At 46.9% G+C, this 23,053-nt stretch carries 15 protein-coding genes; 8 read left to right on the top strand and 7 right to left on the bottom strand.

Annotated features, from left to right (window positions below; all coding sequences use genetic code 11):
- Positions 1 to 95: 95 nt before the first annotated feature.
- Positions 96 to 2,693, top strand: a complete 2,598-nt coding sequence (locus tag AC0VXX_RS15645; protein ID WP_475515021.1) for a putative bifunctional diguanylate cyclase/phosphodiesterase — start codon at positions 96 to 98, stop codon at positions 2,691 to 2,693.
- Between the two features lie 82 nt (positions 2,694 to 2,775).
- Positions 2,776 to 3,582 (top strand): SDR family oxidoreductase, encoded by an 807-nt coding sequence (locus tag AC0VXX_RS15640; RefSeq protein ID WP_475515020.1) that lies wholly within the window; start codon positions 2,776 to 2,778, stop codon positions 3,580 to 3,582.
- 29 nt (positions 3,583 to 3,611) lie between these two features.
- Here AC0VXX_RS15640 and AC0VXX_RS15635 read toward each other — a convergent pair whose 3' ends face one another.
- From AC0VXX_RS15635 to purH, 3 genes are all read right to left on the bottom strand, one after another.
- A complete protein-coding gene (locus AC0VXX_RS15635) occupies positions 3,612 to 3,839 on the bottom strand; it encodes a hypothetical protein (RefSeq protein WP_475517053.1) in 228 nt (75 codons plus the stop codon).
- Between the two features lie 159 nt (positions 3,840 to 3,998).
- Positions 3,999 to 5,291, bottom strand: coding sequence for a phosphoribosylamine--glycine ligase (gene purD, locus AC0VXX_RS15630; protein WP_475515019.1), 1,293 nt, complete (start codon positions 5,289 to 5,291; stop codon positions 3,999 to 4,001).
- A 188-nt stretch (positions 5,292 to 5,479) separates the two neighbouring features.
- The gene (gene purH / locus AC0VXX_RS15625; protein ID WP_475515018.1) at positions 5,480 to 7,069 is read right to left on the bottom strand and encodes a bifunctional phosphoribosylaminoimidazolecarboxamide formyltransferase/IMP cyclohydrolase; all 1,590 of its coding nucleotides are present in this window, start codon (positions 7,067 to 7,069) and stop codon (positions 5,480 to 5,482) included.
- A 299-nt stretch (positions 7,070 to 7,368) separates the two neighbouring features.
- Between purH and zntR the strand changes: the two genes are divergently transcribed.
- Positions 7,369 to 7,848, top strand: a complete 480-nt coding sequence (gene zntR, locus AC0VXX_RS15620; RefSeq protein WP_475515017.1) for a Zn(2+)-responsive transcriptional regulator — start codon at positions 7,369 to 7,371, stop codon at positions 7,846 to 7,848.
- A 2-nt stretch (positions 7,849 to 7,850) separates the two neighbouring features.
- Positions 7,851 to 9,206 (top strand): SO_0444 family Cu/Zn efflux transporter, encoded by a 1,356-nt coding sequence (locus AC0VXX_RS15615; protein ID WP_475515016.1) that lies wholly within the window; start codon positions 7,851 to 7,853, stop codon positions 9,204 to 9,206.
- A gap of 98 nt (positions 9,207 to 9,304) precedes the next feature.
- Here AC0VXX_RS15615 and AC0VXX_RS15610 read toward each other — a convergent pair whose 3' ends face one another.
- The 3 genes from AC0VXX_RS15610 to AC0VXX_RS15600 form a co-directional block, all read right to left on the bottom strand.
- On the bottom strand, positions 9,305 to 10,342 hold the full coding sequence (locus AC0VXX_RS15610; protein ID WP_475515015.1) for a DUF4382 domain-containing protein: 1,038 nt from the start codon (positions 10,340 to 10,342) through the stop codon (positions 9,305 to 9,307).
- Positions 10,343 to 10,659: 317 nt separating this feature from the next.
- Positions 10,660 to 11,385, bottom strand: coding sequence for a YebC/PmpR family DNA-binding transcriptional regulator (locus AC0VXX_RS15605; RefSeq protein WP_475515014.1), 726 nt, complete (start codon positions 11,383 to 11,385; stop codon positions 10,660 to 10,662).
- A gap of 105 nt (positions 11,386 to 11,490) precedes the next feature.
- Complete coding sequence (locus AC0VXX_RS15600; protein WP_475515013.1) at positions 11,491 to 12,438, bottom strand: LysR family transcriptional regulator; 948 nt, start codon at positions 12,436 to 12,438, stop codon at positions 11,491 to 11,493.
- A 111-nt stretch (positions 12,439 to 12,549) separates the two neighbouring features.
- Here AC0VXX_RS15600 and AC0VXX_RS15595 point away from each other — a divergent pair, with 111 nt between their 5' ends.
- The 3 genes from AC0VXX_RS15595 (at position 12,550) to AC0VXX_RS15585 (ending at position 15,740) form a co-directional block, all read left to right on the top strand.
- The gene (locus tag AC0VXX_RS15595) at positions 12,550 to 13,611 is read left to right on the top strand and encodes an HlyD family secretion protein (protein ID WP_475515012.1); all 1,062 of its coding nucleotides are present in this window, start codon (positions 12,550 to 12,552) and stop codon (positions 13,609 to 13,611) included.
- On the top strand, positions 13,608 to 15,191 hold the full coding sequence (locus AC0VXX_RS15590) for a DHA2 family efflux MFS transporter permease subunit (protein WP_475515011.1): 1,584 nt from the start codon (positions 13,608 to 13,610) through the stop codon (positions 15,189 to 15,191). The genes AC0VXX_RS15595 and AC0VXX_RS15590 overlap by 4 nt, the downstream gene beginning before the upstream one ends.
- A 99-nt stretch (positions 15,192 to 15,290) precedes the next feature.
- Positions 15,291 to 15,740, top strand: coding sequence for a GNAT family N-acetyltransferase (locus AC0VXX_RS15585; RefSeq protein WP_475517052.1), 450 nt, complete (start codon positions 15,291 to 15,293; stop codon positions 15,738 to 15,740).
- A 102-nt stretch (positions 15,741 to 15,842) separates the two neighbouring features.
- Here the strand turns inward: AC0VXX_RS15585 and AC0VXX_RS15580 are convergent, their stop codons facing one another.
- Complete coding sequence (locus AC0VXX_RS15580; protein WP_110457033.1) at positions 15,843 to 16,088, bottom strand: hypothetical protein; 246 nt, start codon at positions 16,086 to 16,088, stop codon at positions 15,843 to 15,845.
- Between the two features lie 1,207 nt (positions 16,089 to 17,295).
- On the opposite strand from AC0VXX_RS15580, the gene AC0VXX_RS15575 reads away from it, so the two are divergent.
- Complete coding sequence (locus AC0VXX_RS15575; protein WP_475515010.1) at positions 17,296 to 22,581, top strand: Ig-like domain-containing protein; 5,286 nt, start codon at positions 17,296 to 17,298, stop codon at positions 22,579 to 22,581.
- The last annotated feature ends 472 nt before the right edge of the window (positions 22,582 to 23,053 follow it).

Raw genomic sequence — 23,053 nt, 5'->3', positions numbered from 1 at the left:
CGAAAAGCTATTTAATCCCTTGGCTAAATAGGGTATTTTGCCTGCCGCATTTGTATTAATGCGAATATGAATTAACACAGGATGGCTGTAGATACATGCGTATTAGCAAAAAATTAGTGATTTTTGTTGTCGGATTTTGCTTGCCAGCCATCATTGCTATCACAGTCTCCCTCAATCTGTGGTTCGACAACCGGGTCGAGCAGCTTAAACACGCCTCTATCGATGCCGAGTTCGATAATATTGCCAGCCTAATTGATACTGAGCTTGAGCGTTTGGCGTTATTCACCCAAATATACGGTGTGCCTATTTCGGCATTAGATCGCCCCAGTCGTCAGCGCTTTGAGCAGGCTTGGCTCAATAGCGGATTAGCCGAACATCGCAGTCTATTCTATTTGGATCAGGATAAAGCCACCGCCTTCGCCTCCAGTGGCGGAACCATAAATTACTTCGACTCCGACAAATTACCCGCATCACTGTTTGAGCTCACTCAAGCTAAAACGGGCTTTTACCTGCAAGAGGATAAGGGCTTTATTATCAGCGTTGCTCCTGTTGATCCGAGCTTATCTATCGTCTTTGTGAGAGGGGTTGATGTTAGTCTGTTAAATCGCTATCAAGTTAACGATGCCTTGAGTCGCCTGCAACTTGGGCGTGGCAAAGCCAAAGGTCTTATACCAAACTACGCCACCCTGTCACACCAACTGGATGTGCCTAGCCTGCTTGACGATGAAGCCCTGCATCTGTCGATAACTCTTTCTGATGGTGTCTTTAACGATATTCATCAACAACCGACCCTGTTGCTCTATGGTGTTATCGGCCTGAGTGGCTTATTGCTGTTTATGGGGTATTTATGGCTTAGAGTGGGATTGGTGAGCCCTTTTAGGCAATTGTTGACTGAATTAGCCAGTATCGATCCTGCGGCTAAGACCTATGTGCCCCTGCGAGGTGATGGCTGTGAAGAGTTGGCTGGCATCGCCGAACAAGTGAATCATTTGATGGCACGTATCTTCCAGCAAAAAGAGCGTTCAAAAACCACCTTAGAGGCGATTGCCGAAGCGGTGATTCTCACCGATGTCTCTGCGAAGGCTATCTATCTCAATCCTCAGGCAGAGCGTTTACTGCAGTGTGAGTCTAATATGGCGGTGGGCGAGAGTATCGAGCGGCTGTTTAAGTCAGATAAGCAGATTAACCAAACCTTGTTTGCTTTAATGCAAAGTGGCGTGAGTCAACCCTTATTAAGTAAAGTTAAATGTTGTAATGATAACAGTAAGATAATGGAGCGCAGCATTAACAATTTGCGCGATCCACACAACCAGGTGATTGGCAGTGTGATTGTGCTGAGGGATATCACCCAAGAGGAGTTGCTGAAACATCAATTAAGACGTAAAGCTAATTTTGATGGTATCACTTCGTTATTAAACCGCAGCGCCTTTGAAGAACGCTTAGTGAACTTTGCTGCCGACGCCAAGATACTGGCAATGTGTTATTTCGATCTCGAACAATTTAAGTTGATCAACGACTCTTGTGGTCATAGCCAAGGCGATGTGATGCTTAAGAGAGTCGCTAAAGCGATACAATCGAGTCTGACGGGGGATGTGTTAGTCGCTCGTCTGGGCGGCGACGAGTTTGGTTTAGCCCTTAAAGACAACACCCTGTTGCAGGTTGCCCAGCAAGTGAAACGCATTATGGATAATGTGGCCAAGCAGGTCATGGAGCACCAAGGATGCCAATACCGCGTAGGGATAAGTGCTGGGGTTGCGGTGGCGCGTTCGCCCTATATTTTACCGCTTGAGTTGCTCAAAGATGCCGATATTGCCTGTATTGCCGCTAAACGTAAGGGCAGTAATCAGGTGCATTTTTATGACAATAAAGACAAAGAGTTAACCTATCAGCGTAATGCACCCAAATGGGCGGTAAGAATTGCGCAGGCGATAGAACGTAATGAGTTAATTCTCTATTATCAGCCGATTAAAGGCATTAGTGGCAACGCACAACATAAGCGCATGGAGATCCTACTGCGGATCCAAGAGCCCTGTGGGCGGATCTTGCCGCCAGCGCAATTTATTGAGGCTGCTGAGCGCTTTAAGCTAATGACTGAGGTTGATAAAGAGGTGATCCGCAAAACCTTCTTGTGGTTGTCTTCTCACCCAGAGCTATGGCATGACCATTGTCTATCGATTAATTTATCGGGCAATAGCTTAGGCGCCGAAGGCATGGTCGATTATATCATCGCTCAGTTGCAGCATTTTGCTATACCTAGCAGTTGCATCTGCTTTGAGATCACTGAAACCAGCGCGATTCAAAATCGCGATCGGGCGATGGAAATGCTAAACCGCCTACGTAAACAAGGCTTTGCATTTGCGCTCGACGATTTTGGTACCGGCTTCGCCTCCTATGGTTATCTGCGCGAGCTGCCTGTGAACTATGTGAAAATCGACGGCTGCTTTATCAAAACGTTGGCCACAAATGCCAAAGATTATGCCATCGTCAAATCGATTCATGATGTGTGCCGAGTCATGGGCATAGAGACGGTCGCCGAGTTTGTCGAAAATGAAGAGATCATCGACAGGCTAGAGTCTATCGGCATTAACTATGCGCAAGGTTATGCCATTGGCCGGCCTCAGAGCCTAGAGACCTATCTTGATTCGCACCCACAATTACAGCTAATCCAAGAGGCCGCAGCACAGGGGCGTTAAGGTGTGATGCTTGTGCTTTGCTGCTATCTGTGTGAGCTTAAGTCTATGTCGCTTAAGTGGTTAACGGGTAGGGAGAGCAAAGATGCAAGGATTGACAGATAAAGTGGTGATCATTACCGGCGCCTCTGAAGGAATAGGGCGTGCATTGGCCAAAGCCATGGCGCCATTGGGGTGTAAATTAGTATTAACCGCCCGCAATCAAGCCCGGCTTGATTCACTGGCACAAGAGTTAGCCCAGATGAGTCATCACACCCCCTTGGTGATCAGCGCCGATATTAGCTCACCCGACAGTTGCCAACATATCGTCGATAGTGCCATTAGCCATTTTGGTCATCTCGATATTGTGGTTAACAATGCGGGCATGACTATGTGGTCACGCTTCGATGAGTTAGAGAATTTGACCATTCTTGCCAAGGTGATGACGGTCAATTATCTCGGCCCCGCCTATTTAACCCACAGTGCGTTACCCCATTTAAAAGCCAGCCAAGGGCAAGTGGTGGTGATCTCTTCTGTGGCAGGCTTGACGGGCGTGCCAACCCGCAGTGGTTACAGTGCATCTAAGCATGCGGTGATGGGCTTTTTTGACTCACTGCGTATTGAGTTAGCCGATGACAATGTGGCGGTGACTGTGATTTGTCCCGATTTTGTGGTGTCAGAAATCCATAAGCGGGCACTCGATGGCCAAGGCGCGCCACTGGGGCGTAGCCCAATGCAGGAGTCTAAAATTATTAGCGCCGAGCAATGTGCGCAGATGATGTTACCTGCCATTGCTCAGCGTAGACGTATGATGATCACCTCAATGCGCGGGCGAGTCGGTCGTTGGCTGCGTCTATTCGCGCCTAAGCTTATCGATAAGATTGCCAAAAAAGCGATCGCCGCGGGCCATTAACCTTTTTATCGCTCACGTGAGAGAGGGATTTACTCCTGCTCGTTTAAATGTTTGATGATGGCGCGCTCGGCATCGGCTTGGGTGGCCGCATCATCATCGCTCGCGACCACTGGTGTGGTCGACCTTAAGCCTGTCATGTCTTCTGCAATATGTAGCCAGTCAGGATGCCAATAAAAGGCCGTACCAGCAAGGGTGTTCCAGTGATGTACGCCAGCTCTTTCGCCATTATAGATAAGATCGCCAATTGTATATGTCATCATGCTTTCCTGATTTAGTTGAAAACGCTCAAGTGAATATAGTGCACTTGGTAACAATATTCATGTGTGAACTAGTTCACGTTTGTTAATTGTTTATCAGCGAGCGAGTGGATAATAAAAAACCGGCCATGGCCGGTTTTTTATTATGCTAGCTTAGGGTTAGCTTTCGCGAGCAATGGCGCGATAAGCAATATCGGTACGAAAATACACATCGTCCCAATGGATGGTATCCACTAAGGCGTATGCAGCACGTTGTGCCTCGGTAACGGTATTGCCCAGTGCGGTAGCGCATAGCACGCGCCCCCCATTGGTGACCACTTTTCCCTCTTGCATACAAGTGCCGGCATGGAACACTTTGGCGTTATTATCACCAAGGCTTAAGCCTTCAATGACATCATGCTTACGGTACGCATCGGGGTAACCACCGGCAGCCATGACTACGCCAACGGCGGCGCGCGCATCAAACTCGGCAGTCACTTGGTTTAGTTCACCACGGGTAGCGGCTAAGCAAAGCTCAACTAAATCTGATTTAAGGCGCATCATGATAGGTTGAGTTTCTGGATCGCCAAAACGGCAGTTGTATTCAAGCACCTTAGCGCTGCCATCGGGTGAGATCATTAGGCCTGCATAAAGGAAACCTGTGTAGACATTGCCTTCAGCGGCCATGCCATCGACGGTTGGACGGATAACATTAGCGATGGTCCAGTCGTGCACCGCTTGGGTCACCACCGGCGCGGGAGAATAGGCACCCATACCGCCAGTGTTCGGGCCATTATCGCCATTGTCACGGGCCTTATGATCTTGGCTGGTGGCCATAGCCAGAATGTTTTGCCCATCGACCATCACGATAAAGCTGGCTTCTTCCCCCTTTAAAAACTCTTCGATAACGACACGTGAGCCTGCTTCACCAAACATATTGCCTGCGAGCATATCTTCAATGGCGGCATCGGCTTCGTTTTGGTCTTGGGCGATAATCACCCCTTTACCTGCCGCTAAACCATCGGCCTTGATGACGATTGGGTAGCCAGTATTGGCGGTGACGTTAGCCACATACGCTTTGGCGGGTTCAATCTCGGTAAAGTTGGCATAGGCCGCAGTTGGAATGTTGTGGCGGGCTAAGAAATCTTTCGTGAAGGCTTTAGAGGATTCGAGCTGCGCTGCGCCTTTCGTGGGGCCAAAAATCGCTAAACCCGCTTCGTTAAAGGCATCGACAACCCCCAAAGACAAGGGGACTTCTGGGCCAACGATGGTGAGCTCAATGTTATTGGACTGAGCAAACTCGACTAGTGCGCTAATCTCTTCAACGTTAATGGCGACGTTTTCTAGTTTAGGCTCTAAAGCCGTGCCTGCGTTACCTGGTGCAACGAAGACGGTGTCAACGTGTGCTGATTGAGCGGCTTTCCACGCTAATGCATGTTCACGTCCGCCGCCACCAATAATCAATACTTTCATGTCTTTACCTTTTATAGCTGCGCCATTTCCTCTCTCTGTATCAAGCATGCCTGTGTATGGGTATATCCTTACCTATAACAGTGCGCCTGCTTGCTTTGACCTAGAGAAAATGGCTTGCGCTAAACGTTAAAAATGAATGTGGTTAATCCGCGAATTAAGTCGTTTTTAATTTAATTCGCGCCAACAAATTAATGACGGAAGTGACGCATACCTGTAAACACCATCGCCATGCCGTGCTCATCGGCAGCGTTGATGATCTCTTCATCACGAATCGACCCGCCTGGCTGGATGATACAGCTGATCCCTGCGGCTGCTGCGGCATCAATACCATCGCGGAAGGGGAAAAACGCATCCGATGCCATGACAGAGCCTACCACTTCGAGGTTTTCGTCGGCGGCTTTAATACCCGCCACTTTAGCGCTGTAGACGCGGCTCATTTGGCCGGCGCCTACACCAATGGTCATGCTGTTTTTGGCATAGACAATGGCGTTCGATTTAACAAACTTAGCCACTTTCCAGCAGAACATCAGATCTTTCATTTCCGCTTCGGTCGGCTGACGCTTCGAAACAACCTTAACATCGGCTTGGCTCACCATGCCTTGGTCACGGTCTTGCAGCAGCAAACCACCGTTGACACGCTTGTAGTCTAGGCTGGTGGTCTTAGTGTTCCACTGGCCGCACTCTAGCAGGCGCACATTGGCTTTAGCGGCAACCACCTCTCGTGCGGCTTGGCTCACGCTTGGGGCGATGATCACTTCCACAAACTGACGTTCAACAATCGCGCTCGCGGTGGCGGCGTCGAGCTCGCCATTAAAGGCGATAATGCCACCAAAGGCTGAGGTTGGGTCGGTTTGATACGCGCGGTTATAAGCATCGAGCAGATCGCTACCAATCGCCACGCCGCATGGGTTAGCGTGCTTAACGATAACGCAGGCGGGTTCGTCAAACTCTTTAACGCACTCAAGAGCCGCGTCGGTGTCGGCGATATTGTTGTAGGACAGCGCCTTACCTTGTAGCTGTACTGCGCTAGCGACTGAAGCTTCGTCGATATTCAGATCCACATAGAACGCCGCGCTCTGATGGCTGTTCTCGCCATAGCGAAGATCTTGTTTCTTCACCAGTTGGGTGTTGTAAGTGCGCGGGAACTTAGAATCAGCGTGGCACTCATCGGTGCTGTGGGCTGGCACCATAGTACCGAAGTAGTTGGCAATCATGCCGTCATAGGCCGCGGTGTGCTCAAATGCGGCGATGGCTAAATCGAAACGGGTTTCAAGCGTGGTGCTACCGTTATTGGCTTGCATCTCGGCAATCACGCGGTCGTAGTCGCACGCGTTGACAACAATCGTGGTGTCTTTGTGGTTTTTAGCGGTCGAGCGCACCATGGTGGGGCCGCCAATATCGATATTTTCTACCGCATCGGCTAGGGTGCAGCCTTCTTGGGCAACGGTATTGGCAAAGGGGTAGAGGTTAACGGCAACTAAGTCGATGGGCTTGATGGCATTTTGTTCCATGACCAGCTCATCGATACCACGGCGTGCTAAGATGCCGCCGTGCACTTTGGGGTGCAAGGTTTTTACGCGCCCGTCCATGATCTCTGGATGACCTGTGTAGTCAGAGACTTCAATGACAGGCACACCGTTGTCTGCAAGTAGGGCAGCGGTGCCGCCAGTAGAGAGCAGCTCAACACCTTGAGCATGCAAGGCTTTGGCAAACTCGAGGATTCCGGTTTTATCAGAAACGCTTAACAGCGCGCGACGAATAGGTCTGGCATTATTCATTTTGGGTACAGGGTCCAGTAGTTATTTTTAAGGATCTTTCGGAAAACAATACAAGGCTTTAGTTAGTGCCTTGCTCTGCTTTCCAAAAGTCCCTCAATCTATTGTTACTGTCCATCGCGGCGCGCGTATTTTATCGTAAAATGGTGTGCCATGCTGTTTTTTTCTGCACGATTTCACAATACGCGTAAGCGAACAAGCATCTTGATTGTAAATACGCATAATAACCCTTGACCTTAGATTTAACTCTAAGGTTTATACTCAGGGGTATTGACTATGATCCCAAGCGATTTGGATGAAGCATGTATCGAATAGGTGAACTAGCAAAGCAGTGTGAGGTGAAGGCCGACACCCTGCGGTTTTATGAAAAACATGGTTTGTTATCGCCTTCGATGCGAACCGAAGCGGGTTATCGCATGTACACCGAACAAGACGCTGAGCGGTTACGTTTTATCTTGCGGGCCAAAGCGGTGGGGTTCACGCTGGCCGAAATCGCTGAGCTGTTGTCGATTGACTTGGATAAGTCCAATTGGGCGTGCGCCGATGTCAAAGGGATGGTGGATATCAAGTTAGCTCAGGTGAGCGCAAAAATCGCCGAGCTTAATCATTTTCAGGTGTCGCTTAAGCGCTTGTCCGATGCCTGTTGTGGCGGCCCTGAAAGTGCCGAACATTGTTCAATATTAGAAGCGCTAGAATCAAACTCTGCTGAAGTAAAGCCTGAAAACCATACTCATCAGCATCAAGATAACCCAAATAAAGCAAGCTGTAAGCGTAAGGGCTAGTTATGTTATTAAGTCATTTTATCGATCTGTTTTTAGAGTCAGCCCCTTGGTTGCTACTGGGATTAGTGTTGGCGGGTATGTTAAAGATGTTTGTGCCCATGGCGTGGATGCAACAGCAGCTCGGTGGCCATGGCTTTAAAACCACCGTTAAGGCGGCGGTGCTGGGCGCGCCTTTACCCTTATGTTCTTGTGGCGTGATCCCTGCCGCAGTAGGGCTGCGTCGCTCTGGCGCGTCAAAAGCGGCGACCACCTCATTTTTAGTCTCGACCCCAGAAACGGGTGTCGATTCTGTCAGCGTATCTTATGTCTTGCTTGGGCCATTTATGGCGATTGTCAGACCGATTGCCGCTATTGCCAGCGCCATTGTGGCAGGCTTGTTAGTTGGCCGCGATGATGACCAAGTAGCGCCTGCAACCTCAGTGTCAGACAAGGACGCGGCAACCGCGAGCTGCTGTAGCAGTAATAAAGCCGAGGTCGTGGTGGCGTCTTGTTGCAGTAGCAAAGCCGCAACGCCCGTAAAAAGTGGCGGTGGTGCTAGCCAAGGGGATAAGTCGCTCGTCATGCGCCCATTAGGTGAAAGTAGGCGCATGATGGCAATGTCGCCTCAAGGCACGACGCAAGTGGCTCGCCTTAAGCCAGTCGCTGCCAGCGCCAGCTGTTGTCGTGATAAGGCTACCGTTAAAGTCGAGTCTGCATCGAGCTGTTGCAGCACGGCAAACAAAGCCCCTGAAGCTGACAGTTGCTGCGAATCGACCCAAGATATGGCCAGTGACCTAAAAGGCACCTCGGTGATCGCCAGAATGGGCAAAGGGCTGCATTATGCCGCAACCGACTTAGTGCGTGATACCACCATCTGGCTGCTGGTTGGCTTGTTCTTTGCGGCCTTGGTACAAACTTATGTCCCTGGCGATTTTATGGCGAAATGGGGTGATGGCCTGCTTGCCATGCTGGTGATGGTACTGATCTCTGTGCCTATGTATATCTGCGCTACGGCATCGACGCCGATTGCTGCAGGACTATTACTTGCCGGGGTGTCACCCGGCGCGGTATTGGTGTTTATGCTCGCAGGCCCTGCGACGAATATCGCCACCTTGGGCGTGGTCACTAAAGAGCTGGGTAAGCGCGCCTTGTATGGTTATTTGGGCGGCGTACTCGGTGTCGCCTTAGTCTCTGGGGTGATAGTAAATTATCTTGTCGATACCTTTGGCTTTGAGGTGATGCCGCAAGTGGGTGAGCAGCACAGCCTGTTGCCAGCGCCTATTGTCTATACCTCTGGCGTTGTGCTAGCAATCTTAATGTTGAAGGTGTTGCTGGAAAAGTTGCCTAAAAATTGGTGGCGCCGTGATTGTTGCTCATAGAACTTAATTTAAAGCTTCACCTGAATCTTACTCGCAGGAGATAATTAAAAAGGCACTCAATGAGTGCCTTTTTTGTGGGGTAAAGCTGAGCGCTTAAATTAGTTGGCTGGGACAAAATCCATAGGGATATTGCGTTCGGTTACCGCAGCCTTGGTAACGCTGACATTCTGTTCATCGGCATGAATTACGAAAGGAGCTTGTGGGTCGTCTGCGTCGTTGCTTGATTCTGGATCATCATGTTGGGCTAAACAGGTGTAACCCAAGCTGTAAGTGTCTGCAGCGACAAAGCCAAACTCATATTGGTAACCGATAAGCGTTTCGGTGTCATCCAGTATTGGTTGCACTCGTGAGGAGGCAATTGGTGCCACTTGAGGTGGCGTGATATCGGCATCTGGGCGGAAATCGACCATGTCAGTCAGTGCAGTTTCTGCTGGGTATAGATAGACTGCTTGGCTAAACTCTGAGCCCCCAGCATCGGTTTCACATGCTGTCACAGTATCGAGACTAATTTGACCGCTAATGGCGCCCACCTCGGCATTATTAACCAGTTGCACCGAGGTAGGTTTGAGTGTCCAGTATGCCTTATTGCCATGAGGAGCTTGTATGCCTTTAGCTAAGTTAAACTCGGCAACAAACAGATTATTACCGGCGGCGATAGTAAAAGCCTTATTAAAAAACAGTCGGCCAGTATCGGGGTCATCGGCACCTACGCCACCGCAACTACCATTACTATTGGTGACTAGCCCTGCGTCAGTCCCGTCCATGGTTTTCACGTAGGAGCTATTGGTATCGGCGACTTGACTGTTTTTCATGTAAATACACATTTGGTATTCACCGACGGGAACCGATTGGCCACTGACTAATGTGGCCATCTCTTGGCCTTGAACGGTAAGTAAGTCGACCATTTTGAGGTCGCCGTTATCTGATACATCAAACGACAGTGACTGCCCATTACCTTTGAGCACGACCTGTTTAAAGGCGATATTGACAATTTGGGCATCGGCAGGATTATCCGATACCCCTAGACTGAAGCTGCCTGACAGGGGTGCATCAGGGGTGTCATTGCTATCGCTGCCGCCACAAGCGGTGAGGACGCTGGTCAGTGCGATGGCCATTAACGATGTAGAATACTTCATAGATCACCTGTTCATCATGTGTAGAGTGAGTGTAAAAGAGTTAATTCACGCCGCTAGGCGAAGTGAACGACGTATATAGATACATTATAGACACACTTCGTTGTCAGTCTTAAGTCTGAGACATTAACAATAGGGAGATATGAACCAGAATTAATTTAGTTAGGGGTAATATGGATAGATTATTTACCCATTAAGAGTGATGAGTCTTTGCTGAAAACAGCTTGTGGGTTAACTACTGTAGGTGGTGAAAAAATCAAGCGGCTTTGAATTGAGTTGCTCAAATTAAAGCCGCCGTCGCTATTTAATAAATCAACCAGTTAGTTTGCAAATTCCGCATTGTGGTAGACGTTTTGCACGTCGTCACAATCTTCTAGCGCCGCTAGAAACTTCTCGAATTGCGCGATCACTTCAGGATCGGTCACCTCTGTCATGGTTTGCGGCACAAAAGTGATCTCTTCCACTTCAAATTCGATTTCGGGTAGCGCTTCGTTTAAGGCGGTTTTGGCTTTGAAAAATTCGGTATGAGGAGCAAAAACACTGACCATGCCGTCTTCGACTTCAATATCGCTAACATCCACATCGGCCATCATCAGCAGCTCTAAAATGGCTTCTTCATCGTCACCTTTAAAGACAAATACCGCTTGGTGATCAAACATATGACCAACCGTGCCTGGGCCGCCTAACTTGGCGTCATTTTTAACAAAGGCTTGTCTCACTTCAGTGAAAGTGCGCTTACCGTTATCGGTTAAACAGTCGACGATGACCATGGCGCCACCCGGGCCGAAGCCTTCATAACGGGCTGTTTCATAGTCTTCACCGCCGCCGCCACGGGCTTTTTCGATGGCACGATCTATCACGTGAGCCGGAACCTGATCTTTTTTAGCCTTAGCGATCATTTGACGCAGTGCTAAGTTGCCATCTGGATCGAAACCACCATTTTTTGCGCAAACATAGAGCTCTTTGCCGTAGCGAGAGTACAGTCTAGTTTTTTGCCCAGCCGTTTTGGCCATAGATTCTTTGCGATTTTGGTATGCTCTTCCCATCTTGATCTATCTCTTTAAGCTAAAAAAATTGGCCCAATGTTAGCAGTTTTATTGGCATTTTTGCAGACTTGGATAATGAATTTATCAAAACAGCGCTAAGTATCACTATTGCGAGGTTTTTTGCTCTGGCCGGTTAATGAAATCGGGGATCTCTAATATCGCCTCAACTCGGGCGGCAAACAGGGAGTTATAAAAGAATTCAATAAAAGCGCGGTACTTGCGCGGTAGATATGCTCGGCGCGGAAAACTCAGTGAGACCTTAGTTTGCGCCATAGGGAAATCTTCTAATAACGGAACCAATAGGCCATCTTGCAATGCGGCTTGGGCCACTAGGCTAGGCACTGTAGTGATACCCAGCCCTTCGATTGCGGCTTCTCTGGCTAGGGTGACATTGTTGACGGTTAACTGGGCCTTAGGTTGGTATTCTACCCACTTTTTATCGTTAAATAGGGTCCAACGACCATCGATATGGGAAGACTTGAGTCGAATGGCACGATGTTGGTTAAGATCTTGTGGGCATGCTGGCGTACCAAAGCGAGCCAAATAATCAGGGCTAGCCATTAAGATTTTATCGGTATTGAGAATATTGTAACTCTGCAGGCGGCTGTCGTTGACGTCTGTGACTTGAAATAAAATATCGATACCCTCTTCAATCACATCGACTTTTCGGTTGGTGAGCTCGGCTTCTAAGCTCATCTCTGGATAGGCTTCAAGAAAGCGGGCAAAGATCCGTCCAAAAAACAGTTGTCCTAATTCGATTGGGCAGACGATTCTTAGGCTGCCTTTAATCGTCTGCTGGCTGGCGCTCAGTTGATCTTCTGCGCTTTGTAAGTCACTTAAAATCCGTTGGATATTGTTGTAGTAGACGCTGCCTGCCTCGGTGAGTTTCAAGGATCGAGTGGTGCGATACAGCAATTGCACTCCGGAGTCGGTTTCGAGCTCGGCAATTTTTCGGCTGACGGTAGCTTTGGTGAGCCCCATGGCCTTCGCTGCGGCAGTAAAGCTGCCTTTATCGACGACTTGAGCAAACATCTGAATACGATTTAAATCCATCTATTGTTGCACCTGTGAAACAGTTGGTAATTTTTTAGCTATCTAATAAATATAGTGAGACAGTAGTAAACTAGCGCACACTAATCAAGGGTTTTATGAATTGGAGTGTGAATGGCAAAGCGTGGATTATTTATTGGGTTACCACTGGCGGTGATGATGGTGGCAGCTGGCGGGTATTATTGGTGGAGCCAAGTGCGCTTTATCGAATCGACAGACAATGCCTACGTGGAAGCCGATATTTCCAATATTAGCGTTAAGGTGCCCGGTTATGTCACTAGCACCCAAGTTACCGATAATCAGCATGTCAACAAGGGGCAGCTTCTGGCGTCTTTGGAGGCTAATCAATATCAGGCTAAAGTGACTCAGAGCCAAGCTAAGTTACAGAGCAGTCAAGCCCAATTGCAAACACTGGTTGCCCAAGTAGATTTACAGCATGCGTTAATCACCCAAGCCGCCGCAGGCGTTGCCACTGCGCAAGCCAAGCAGGTGAGAGCGGCGCAGCAACTTAAGCGCGCACAACAGCTTAAATATAAAGATTACAGTTCACAGGATGATGTCGACCAAGCCACCGCCGATTTTGATGCCGCAATAGGCCAGCTCGATGAGGCCAATGCCGCGCTGGTGGCTAAACGCGCCGAATTATCAGTATTAAATGCGCAGTTGTTGCAAAGTCAGTCTCAGGTGGATTTAGCCAGTGCAGAGCTGGAGTTAGCACAGATTCAGCTAGCCGATACCCAAATTAGAGCGCCTTTTTCTGGCGTGATAGGTAAGCGCGGTGCCCTGTCGGGGCAATATGTGCAACCAGGGCAGGCGCTATACAGTTTGGTACCCGATGGCGCGGTGTGGATCACGGCTAATTTTAAAGAGACCCAGATCCAACATATGCAGCCCGGACAGCAAGTGCAGGTCTATCTTGATGCGTTTCCCGACAAAACCTTTACCGGTGTTATCGATAGTCTGTCACCCGCCTCGGGCGCCAAATTTAGCCTCTTACCAGCGGAAAACGCCACAGGTAATTTTACTAAGATAGTGCAGCGTATTCCGGTGCGTATCCGCTTAAACTTAGAGGCTGACACGCACATAGTGCCGGGGCTTAGCGCTGTGGTGAAGGTCGATACCCGTGATGCGCCACAAGACACGATTATTGCCAGTCATCGTCAGGTCGTTCAATGAGCTCTGCGTTAACCTTAGGTGCTGCACCTGTTGCGACTTCGCAAGGGTATGAGTGTGGCAGTTATCGTTCTTGGATAGCCGTATTTGGTGGTTTGATTGGCGCCTTTATGGCGATCCTTGATATTCAGATAACCAATGCGTCGATGAAAGAGATCCAAGGCAGCCTTGGGGCGACTTTGGAAGAGGGCTCATGGATAGCCACCGCTTATTTGGTGGCCGAGATGATTGCCATTCCGTTGTCGGGCTGGTTAAGCCAAGGCTTGTCGGTTAGGCGTTATCTGCTTTGGACAACCGCGGCGTTTATTTTTGCCTCGCTATTATGCTCTATGGCGTGGAACCTAGAGTCGATGATCGCCTTTAGGGCGCTGCAAGGTTTCTTTGGCGGTGCGTTGATCCCGTTAGCCTTTCGGTTAATTTTAGAGTTGTTGCCAGAGGAGAAGCGCGCCACTGGCATGGCGTTATTTGGGGTGACCGCCACCTTCGCGCCCTCTATCGGCCCCACGCTCGGCGGTTGGCTCACCGAGCAGTTTAGCTGGCATTACCTGTTTTACATTAATCTGCCGCCAGGTTTACTGGTGATGGCGATGCTGGCTTATGGGTTGGAGCGCAAGCCTATCGAATGGTCACTACTTAAAAATGCCGATTTTTCAGGCATCATTACCATGGCTCTTGGCATGGGCTGCTTGGAAGTGGTGTTAGAAGAGGGCAACCGTAAAGATTGGTTTGGCAGTGACTTAATTCAATACTTGGCCATTATCGCCACCATTAACTTGGGCTTATTCATCTATATCCAGCTTAAGAAAACCTCACCACTGGTGAATATTCGGCTGCTAGGACAGCGTGATTTTGCATTGTCGGCGTTAGCGTACTTTTTATTAGGCATGGCACTTTTTTCGGCGATTTACATGATCCCGTTGTATCTGTCGCAAATACATAATTACAGCCCACTGGAAATCGGCGAAGTGATCATGTGGATGGGTTTTCCTCAGTTGCTGGTGCTGCCCTTAGTTCCTAGGTTGATGCAGCGATTTGATGCCCGCTATTTAGCCGCCTTTGGCTTTGCGATGTTTGGACTAAGTTATTATCTCAATAGCCATATGAGCTTCGATTTTGCTGGCGATCAAATGGTGGTGGCGCAAATTGTGCGAGCCTTGGGTCAGCCTTTTATTTTAGTGCCTATCGGCATCATAGCGACACTGCACATAAGTAAGGCGGAAAACGCCTCGGCTTCGACCGTGCTCAATGTGGTGCGTAATCTTGGCGGTGCCTGCGGTATCGCGTTGGTGGCGACCTTAATCGATAATCAATCGCGCATCCATCTTGGTGACATGAAGCAGACGGTAGCGGCGGTGAGCGCCAATGCCTATGAACACCTGCGATATACCACCCAGATGTTTGTGCAGGCAGGTTCAGATCCTATTACGGCGCAGGCTCAAGCGCAGGCGTTGTTGCATCAAACCATGACACAGCAAGCTTATATCCAAGCCTACAATGATGTGTTTTTGATCCTCGCAGGGCTATTAATGGTGGCGGTAGTTGCCGTATTAGCGATTAGAAAGCCCCAAGCTGAGCCCTCGTAACGACTACCTTTGAGGCGATGACGCGATAAATATGATTGCTCCATTAGGTTGATAATGGGTAGACTGTCTAATCATTTAATCAAGTGGTTGGAGTCAGTGGTGCAGTGGCAAGATTATGGGTTTTCACAGCTCAATGTTACGCAGTTATATGAGCTAATTAAGCTCAGGGTCGATGTGTTTGTGGTAGAGCAGCATTGCCCTTATCCCGAGCTCGATGGCAAAGACACTCTGGCCCAGACTCGCCATCTGTTAGGGGTTGATGAACATGGTGCGCTGGTGGCTTATGCCCGTATTTTAGCGCCGGGCGTGAGTTATGCCGATAGCAGTATTGGCCGAGTGGTGGTCGCAAGTAGCGCGCGTGGAGCCGGGCTTGCCGAGTCACTAATGCACAGGGCGATAGCCATTGCCCAAGCGCAATGGCCGCAGGCCAATATCCAAATCGGTGCGCAGCAGTATCTCAGTGGTTTTTATCAACGCATGGGATTCACCCCTGTCTCGGATGTGTATCTCGAAGACGGTATACCCCATGTCGATATGCTATTAAGCTAAGCCGCCAGCATAATGGCCAGCCATAAAAAAGGAGCACCTTGATGGTGCTCCTTTTTTTGAGATAAACGCCATAGGCGCTAAAGGCATATTGAATAATAAGCCTTAGTCTCGAAGTCGGATCCTTGGATTGTCGTCAACTTCACCGCGGCTATCTATGGTCGATAGTTGGTGCTGCTGCGCGATAATCGCTAACGGACCCGAAGGCAAATGGCGAACAAACAACAGTCGATAACCAAACCGAAGCAGGTTATAAAGGGCCATTTTTTGCTCTGCGCTCATAGAGTTCCAATGCTCATCATGATGCAGGCTAGTCCTTCGCCTGTCTTGCAGTTGTTGTGCTATTTGCATGTTATTATCTTTACGTATGAAGGCTGATGCAGCCAATTAATCCCGTGCAACCCCTTATCATGGCGGTTATCACTATCGACCAATGGGTCGATTTGAGCAGTCTAAAGTGAATTGGCTGTGTAAAAATTGCACGAGATCAAAGTCGGTGCAAGATCATGCGACTAGGTTGAGTAATTATGAAATCGCTCACATTTTATCCCGTTTTTGAGGCTACAGCGATTAGCCCATCTCAAAAAGTGTAAGCATATGGCTAAAAGGTCACCCCTCAATCTTCTATTACTGAAACAGCGATGTATTGCTTTAAAACAACTGTTGAGCAGTCAGTGAGCTTGCGAGCTTATAATGGTGGTACTAATAGCGATGAGTAAGCTGGCCAATCTAGCTCTCATCGTGGCAGTGGTAAGCTATGACCTAACTCTGATTTGATCAGCAAGTCCGCTAGATTTATCGGTAACAGTCTTATCTCATTTAATATTGTGTAAGTGACGTTCAGTCGTTTTCTCTACCGCTACTACTTAAATATATCTAATATATCGAATATTTTCAGTCAGGTTGTTATCGTAAGTTGAGAAGCAAAGATGAACAATATAGCTGTAAATTTAGGCAAATGATAAATTTAAAATGGATAACTTTATTAACTTTATTTAGCGTAAATTTAGGATGTATTTAAAAGTAACAAAGCAGTTTTTGTTTTGCGGGCTCTGTAATTTAGATAAGAGCGGAAACCGATTTTTAGATGCTTGCCAAAGCACTCAATTATCTATTCGGGAACACCTGTGGTAGTGAATAATGGAATTGATGTTTGTTTTTTGACCACTACTTGCTGTGGGTCTGTAGGAGTGTGGTTTAATTTAGTGTTGATTTAACTAAATAAGTTAAAAAAAAGATATTATATCTCTCATTTTCTTTTTTATTTAATTATACTCATCACCTATTTATGTGTGTTGTTAATGGCCTGTTGTTTTATTGCAAATAAATGGTTAGCAGTGGATGTTCCTCTTGTAGGCAAATGGTTGGCAATATGTCGCGTATCGCGACTTATTAACGGATTACATATAGTACTTCTACGTATTGATAGGTAATAATTTTTATGAGAACCACCGCTCAAACCATTGCTAATATTAAACCTTCGGTTTGTATTAAGCATATTTCGGCAATCAGCTCCTTATTTAATCTGGGAAAATTCAGGTTGAAATCCGGTGTTAAATTGCTTGCATATAATGCCTTTGCTTTACTTTTATTTGCCGTTACCAGTATGGCATACGCCAATAACAACCCAGTGTGGCAGCATTGGAGTGAAGATAAAATTGCTTCATTTGCAAACGGTTACCGTAGCGATCTCGCAGACTTTAACCAAGATGATCTCCCTGATTTTATTGTAACGTCATTGTATGGCAATGCTGTTAATGTATATCTAAATGATGGCAATGGTAAATTTGCAACAGTCGTGTCTCCATTAGACGTAAGTGATGCTGATTTACGGGAAGTCGCCGCTGGTGAATTAGACGGTAAACCAGGTCTCGACTTTGTTGTGGCAGATTTTAAGAACGACGCTGTGTATTTATACACCAACAATGGCGCGACGCCGACCCCCGCTTTTACACGTACGACACTGCCAACAGATATCGAATTACCAAATGGTGCTCAGTCTATCAGTCTCAGTGATCTAGATGGTATCAATGGTTTGGATATTGTTTTAGCGTCTCAAAATAATGGCGACCGTATATATGTTTATCTAAATGATGGTGCTGGTAATTTCACCCAAAGTCGAGTCTATAATGGCCTTAATTATGCGTTATTTGAGATAACGGTTGCTGATGTTTCTGGCGATGATATACCTGATATTATTGCTGGTGACATAGGTGAGACAGCTGGGCGTAATTTCTGGTTAAAGGGTAATGGCGATGGCACGTTTCAAGCGGGATTAAATCCTTATACCACAGAAGCATTTGATTTACCTTCACTTCAAACTGCTGACTTTAATGGTGATAGTACCAACGATATATTTGCTATTTCTAAAACTGAATTATATTGGTTTGAAAATAATGGTGCGGGTTCGTTCACCGAGCATTTGATCAACCCAGGTGATCCTATTATCGATAATGGTTCGCAGGGGAATGTGGCTGATATCGATGGCGACGGCGATATCGATATTTTAGTGGGTTCAGATGGCGATGTCATTTGGTATGAAAATAACGGTTCAGGCAGTTTTACAAAACAGCGTGTAAGCTCAGCTTTTGAGCTAATAAATGCTGTCGATGCTGTTGACTTTGATGGTGATAAGCGCCTAGATATTGCGGTAGTCGACAGAGTTGGCGGTGGTGTTTTTTGGTTAAAGAGTAAAGCTGATTTTAGTGTCGAAGAAAAGAACACTGTAGTAGGCAGTGTTAATGCCGTAGATATGGATAGCGACACTTTAACCTATAGTATTTCTGGTGGGGTAGATTCAGCGAAGTTTAATATAAACTCAAGTAATGGTGCTCTTACTTTTCAAAATGCACCTGATTATGATATCCCAGACGACGATGGTAAGGATCGTACCTATAACTTTAGTGTAAATGTTAGCGACGGAAAGGCAAATGTGATTATGCCTGTTGAAGTCACTATCACCGAAGCTCCTAAATTTGCACCCGTTATTACCGAAGGAACCTCAGTGTCGGTAACTATGAGTGAAAACGCAAACCCAACAGCCTTTGTGTTAACGCTAAACGCTACCGATCGAAACAACGATACATTAACTTGGTCAATTAGCTCAAATGCTACCAATGGTACCGCTAGTGTTTCTGGTACAGGTACTTCAAAAGCGATTAGCTATACTCCAAATACCAATCACGATGGTAGTGACCGCTTTAACGTGAGAGTCAGTGATGGTGATGGTGGTATTGATACGATTACTGTCAATGTCATCATACAAAACGTTAATGTGCTGCCAACGGCGATATCTCAGACTGTTTCTTTAGTTGAAGATACGGCGAAAGCGATGACCTTAAAGGGGACTGATAGCGACGGCACTATTGCCCTTTATGTTGTCGGTACAGCTTCACATGGTAGCCTATCGGGTAATGTACCTAATTTAACCTACACCCCGAAAGCTGATTATAATGGTGACGATAGCTTTACCTTTAGAGTGATAGATAATGATGGCGGCGTCTCTTCTGCTGCAACGGTATCGATTACGGTATCGTCGGTAAATGACTTACCGACGGCGAGCGCACAATCTGTATCGCTTGAAGAAGATGGCAGTGTGGGTATGACCTTGTCAGGCTCTGACCGTGACGGCACCATTGCCCGTTATCTTGTCGGTACACCTTCACATGGTAGCCTATCGGGTACTGCACCTAACTTAACCTATACCCCCACTGCTGACTTTAATGGTAGCGATAGCTTTACCTTTTCTGTAATTGATAAAGAAGGTGGCGAGTCAGAGCCTGTAACAGTCGGTATCACCATTGATGCAGTAAACGATGCGCCATTGGCTGAAGATGACGCCATTGAGTTTGATAAAAACGGTCAGAACAGATATGTCCTAGATGTTTTAGCCAATGACAGTGACATTGATGGTGATACGTTAAGTGTTGTATCGGGCAATGCTGATATTGGTAGCGTGGTGGTTGAAAATGGCCAGCTTGTCTTTACTGCCCCCCCAGGTTTTATAGGGTCACTCACCTTAACTTACCTCATATCTGATGGTAATGATGGCACTAGTACCGCAACAGTCACGCTTATCATTAATGGCTTGTTTGATGACATCGCGCCAACGCTTACCCTACCGGAAGATCGAGTCGTTAATGCCACGGCGTTATATACTAAAGTTGATTTAGGCGTAGCAACCGCGCTTGATGCGAACGGTAACCCATTACCAGTATCGCTGGTCGATAATCGTGTAATGTTTTCTCCTGGTATAAGTAAAGCTTACTGGCAGGCTACCGATGCTGACGGTAATCAGTCAATTTCAGCACAAGGTGTTCAGGTCCATCCGCTGATTTCTATTGGTAAAGACCAAACCGTTGTGGAAGGTAGCACGGTAACGGTGAACTTTTACTTAAACGGCACGTCACCGACTTACCCAGTGGTGGTACCGTTTACTGTGTCAGGTGACGCGGTTGAAGGTGCTGACCATAGCTTAATATCTGGTGAAGTCGAAATTGGCGAAACCAACACAGCGAGTATTACTTTTGAGACCTATGGCGATGGCGTCGCCGATAGCGGTGAAACCATAGTGATTAGCCTGTCTGATACCGTGAACATTTCTCCAGATTCTGTACAAAAGATCACATTATCTGAAGGCAATATTGCACCAGAGGTGATGCTCGCGGCTAAACAGCAAAACGAAAACCGTATGTTATTGTCGCGATCTGATGGTGAGGTAACCGTTAGTGCAGCCATTAGCGATAACAACATTGCAGATAGCCATACACTCCTATGGTCAAGTACGTCAGATGAGTTAAGTGCGCTAATTAATGGGACCGTGTCTGAGACTATATCGTTTGATGCGGCAGACTTATCGGTTGGTATTCATAAGTTAACAGCACTGGTTGAAGACTCGGGTGAGCCAGGATTAACGACACAGGCTGACATCTATCTAAACGTGGTAAGCGCGCTACCTGTATTAACTGAAATTGATACAGATGGTGATTTAATTCCTGATTCACAAGAAGGCTTTGCTGACAGTGACGGTGACGGAATTGCTGATTACTTAGATGCTATCAGTGTGTGTAATGTGATGCCTGAGATGATCAGCACGCAAGTCACCTTCTTAGTCGAAGGTGAATCAGGTGTATGTTTACGTAAAGGCTCGGCCGCACCTGCAACGCAAAGCGGCAGCTTATTGTTAACCCATGAAGAAACCGTTCAAGCTGTCGGTGAAGATGGGGAAGCTAAAATAGTTGGTGGTATCTTTGATTACATTGTTGTTGGTTTAGAAAAACCAGGACAAGAATACAAACTTGTATTACCACAGCGCCAGCCGATTCCACTCAATGCCATCTATCGTAAGTACACTGATGCAGCTGGCTGGGGGAATTTTGTTGAAGACGCTGACAACATACTGTATTCAACCCTTGGTGAGCCTGGATTTTGTCCACCTCCAGGGAGTGAGCAGTGGCAAGAAGGCTTAACGGAAGGTCACTGGTGTGTGCAGTTACAAATTGTTGATGGTGGCCCGAATGATAACGACGGTGTTGCCAACAGCAGCATTGCTGACCCAGGTGGTGTAGCCGTTTACTTAAGCACTAATACCACACCCGTTGCTGAAAACGATGCAATTACGATGCTGTGGAACGAAGCGGTTGATATTGACGTATTAGCCAATGACAGTGACATTGATGGTGATGAACTGCTCGTGCTAAGTGCAAGTGCAAACTTTGGTACGGTAGTGGTGTTAGCGAATTCATCACTTAGCTACATGCCAAAACGAGACTATGCAGGTATGGAAACCATTACCTATGTAATTTCAGACGGTAACGGTGGCACAACAAGTGCGCAGGTGAGTGTTAACGTTATTGCTAATCGGATCCCAGTTGCTAATGATGACATTGCCTCGACGGATGATAGAACCGCTATCACGATTGATGTACTGAAAAATGATACCGATGAAGACGGCGACACGTTAACGATTACGTCTGCGTCAGCGATACACGGCAGTACTGCGATTGTGAATAACTCTATTCAATATACGCCGGCAATAGGATTTGATGGCACAGATACCGTCACTTATACCATTTCTGATAATAAAGGAGGCGAAGCTAGTGCCAAGGTTAGTGTGAGTGTTGATGCCTTTGAAAGCGTTACTGTCGTTAATGAATCAAAATCAAGTGGTGGTAGTATGCCGTTATTCACCTTATTGCTATTGCCTTTAGCACTCGTAAGACGGATGAAATCTATCAAGTTATTAGGTACAACTATACTAATGGCTAGCCTTATGGTTCTGCCCGCTAAGGCTGAGTGGGGGCTAACGGCGAGTGTTGGCCAAGCAACTGCACATGTATCTAAAGGTGAGTTGAATAAAGCCTTGGGCTCGCTTGATGCACAAGTAACAGCTTTAGATGACTCTGATATTAGCTGGAAACTGGGCGTTGTTTATCAGGTCAATAAAAATTGGTTTGTGGATGTTAGTTATCAAAACCTAGGTGATTTCTCTGCCAGTATTGATGGTATGACATTGGATGGAAATGCATTTCAGCACGCTGTTTCAAAAGTCCAACCCATAGCCGCAGCTGGTATCTCTGCGGCTGTTGGGTATCAGTACTTTATTAACGACCAGTGGTATTTAGGTGCTAGCTCAGGCTTATTGGTGTGGAAAAGCGACAACAAGACTCATAGCCAAGGCTTGGCAACGATTAACCGTGAAGAGAATGGTACTGATCTCTACTTCGGTATTGAGCTAGGTTATCAGCTCTCTGATAATATGAGTGCAGGACTGGGTTACACATACTATGGTCTAGAACAGCATGATATTAGCTCTGTTGGATTAACGGTTAAATACTTTTTGTAATTAATTGTTAAGGTAATTATTAGCATTCATATTTAAAAAAAACCTATAATGGCTTATAGCTGTTATAGGTTTTTTAACGTTATAACGACGTGATGTTGAGTGCTTACTAATCGCACTGATGAGGTCCTTGAAAACTCTGACAAACAATATGTTACTTTACATAAAAGGTTAATATTTGTCTGTAAATTAACGTGTTGGCTATTTTTTTGAATGAAGGCCTTTTTAAATGAAGGCAACTAATTGTTATACAAGTAGTTGTCTGATTTTACACTTCCCATTTTCCATTTATCACCTCTTACTTTAAATTATCTCGCCTGCTACTGGCTTTCGCTTTTTGGCACCATGTTTCATTAATATTCTGAAATATTTTTCAGCTCAAATCAGAGTGCTGTACCACAGTTTAGGAGTGAGGATCTTGCTATGAAACCGGTTTATGGATTCGCACATCTATATCTTCGCAACAACACTTTTT

The sequence above is a fragment of the Shewanella sp. QJM3NY_23 genome (genome assembly GCF_056173105.1).
This window is presented reverse-complemented; position numbering and strand designations above follow the sequence as displayed.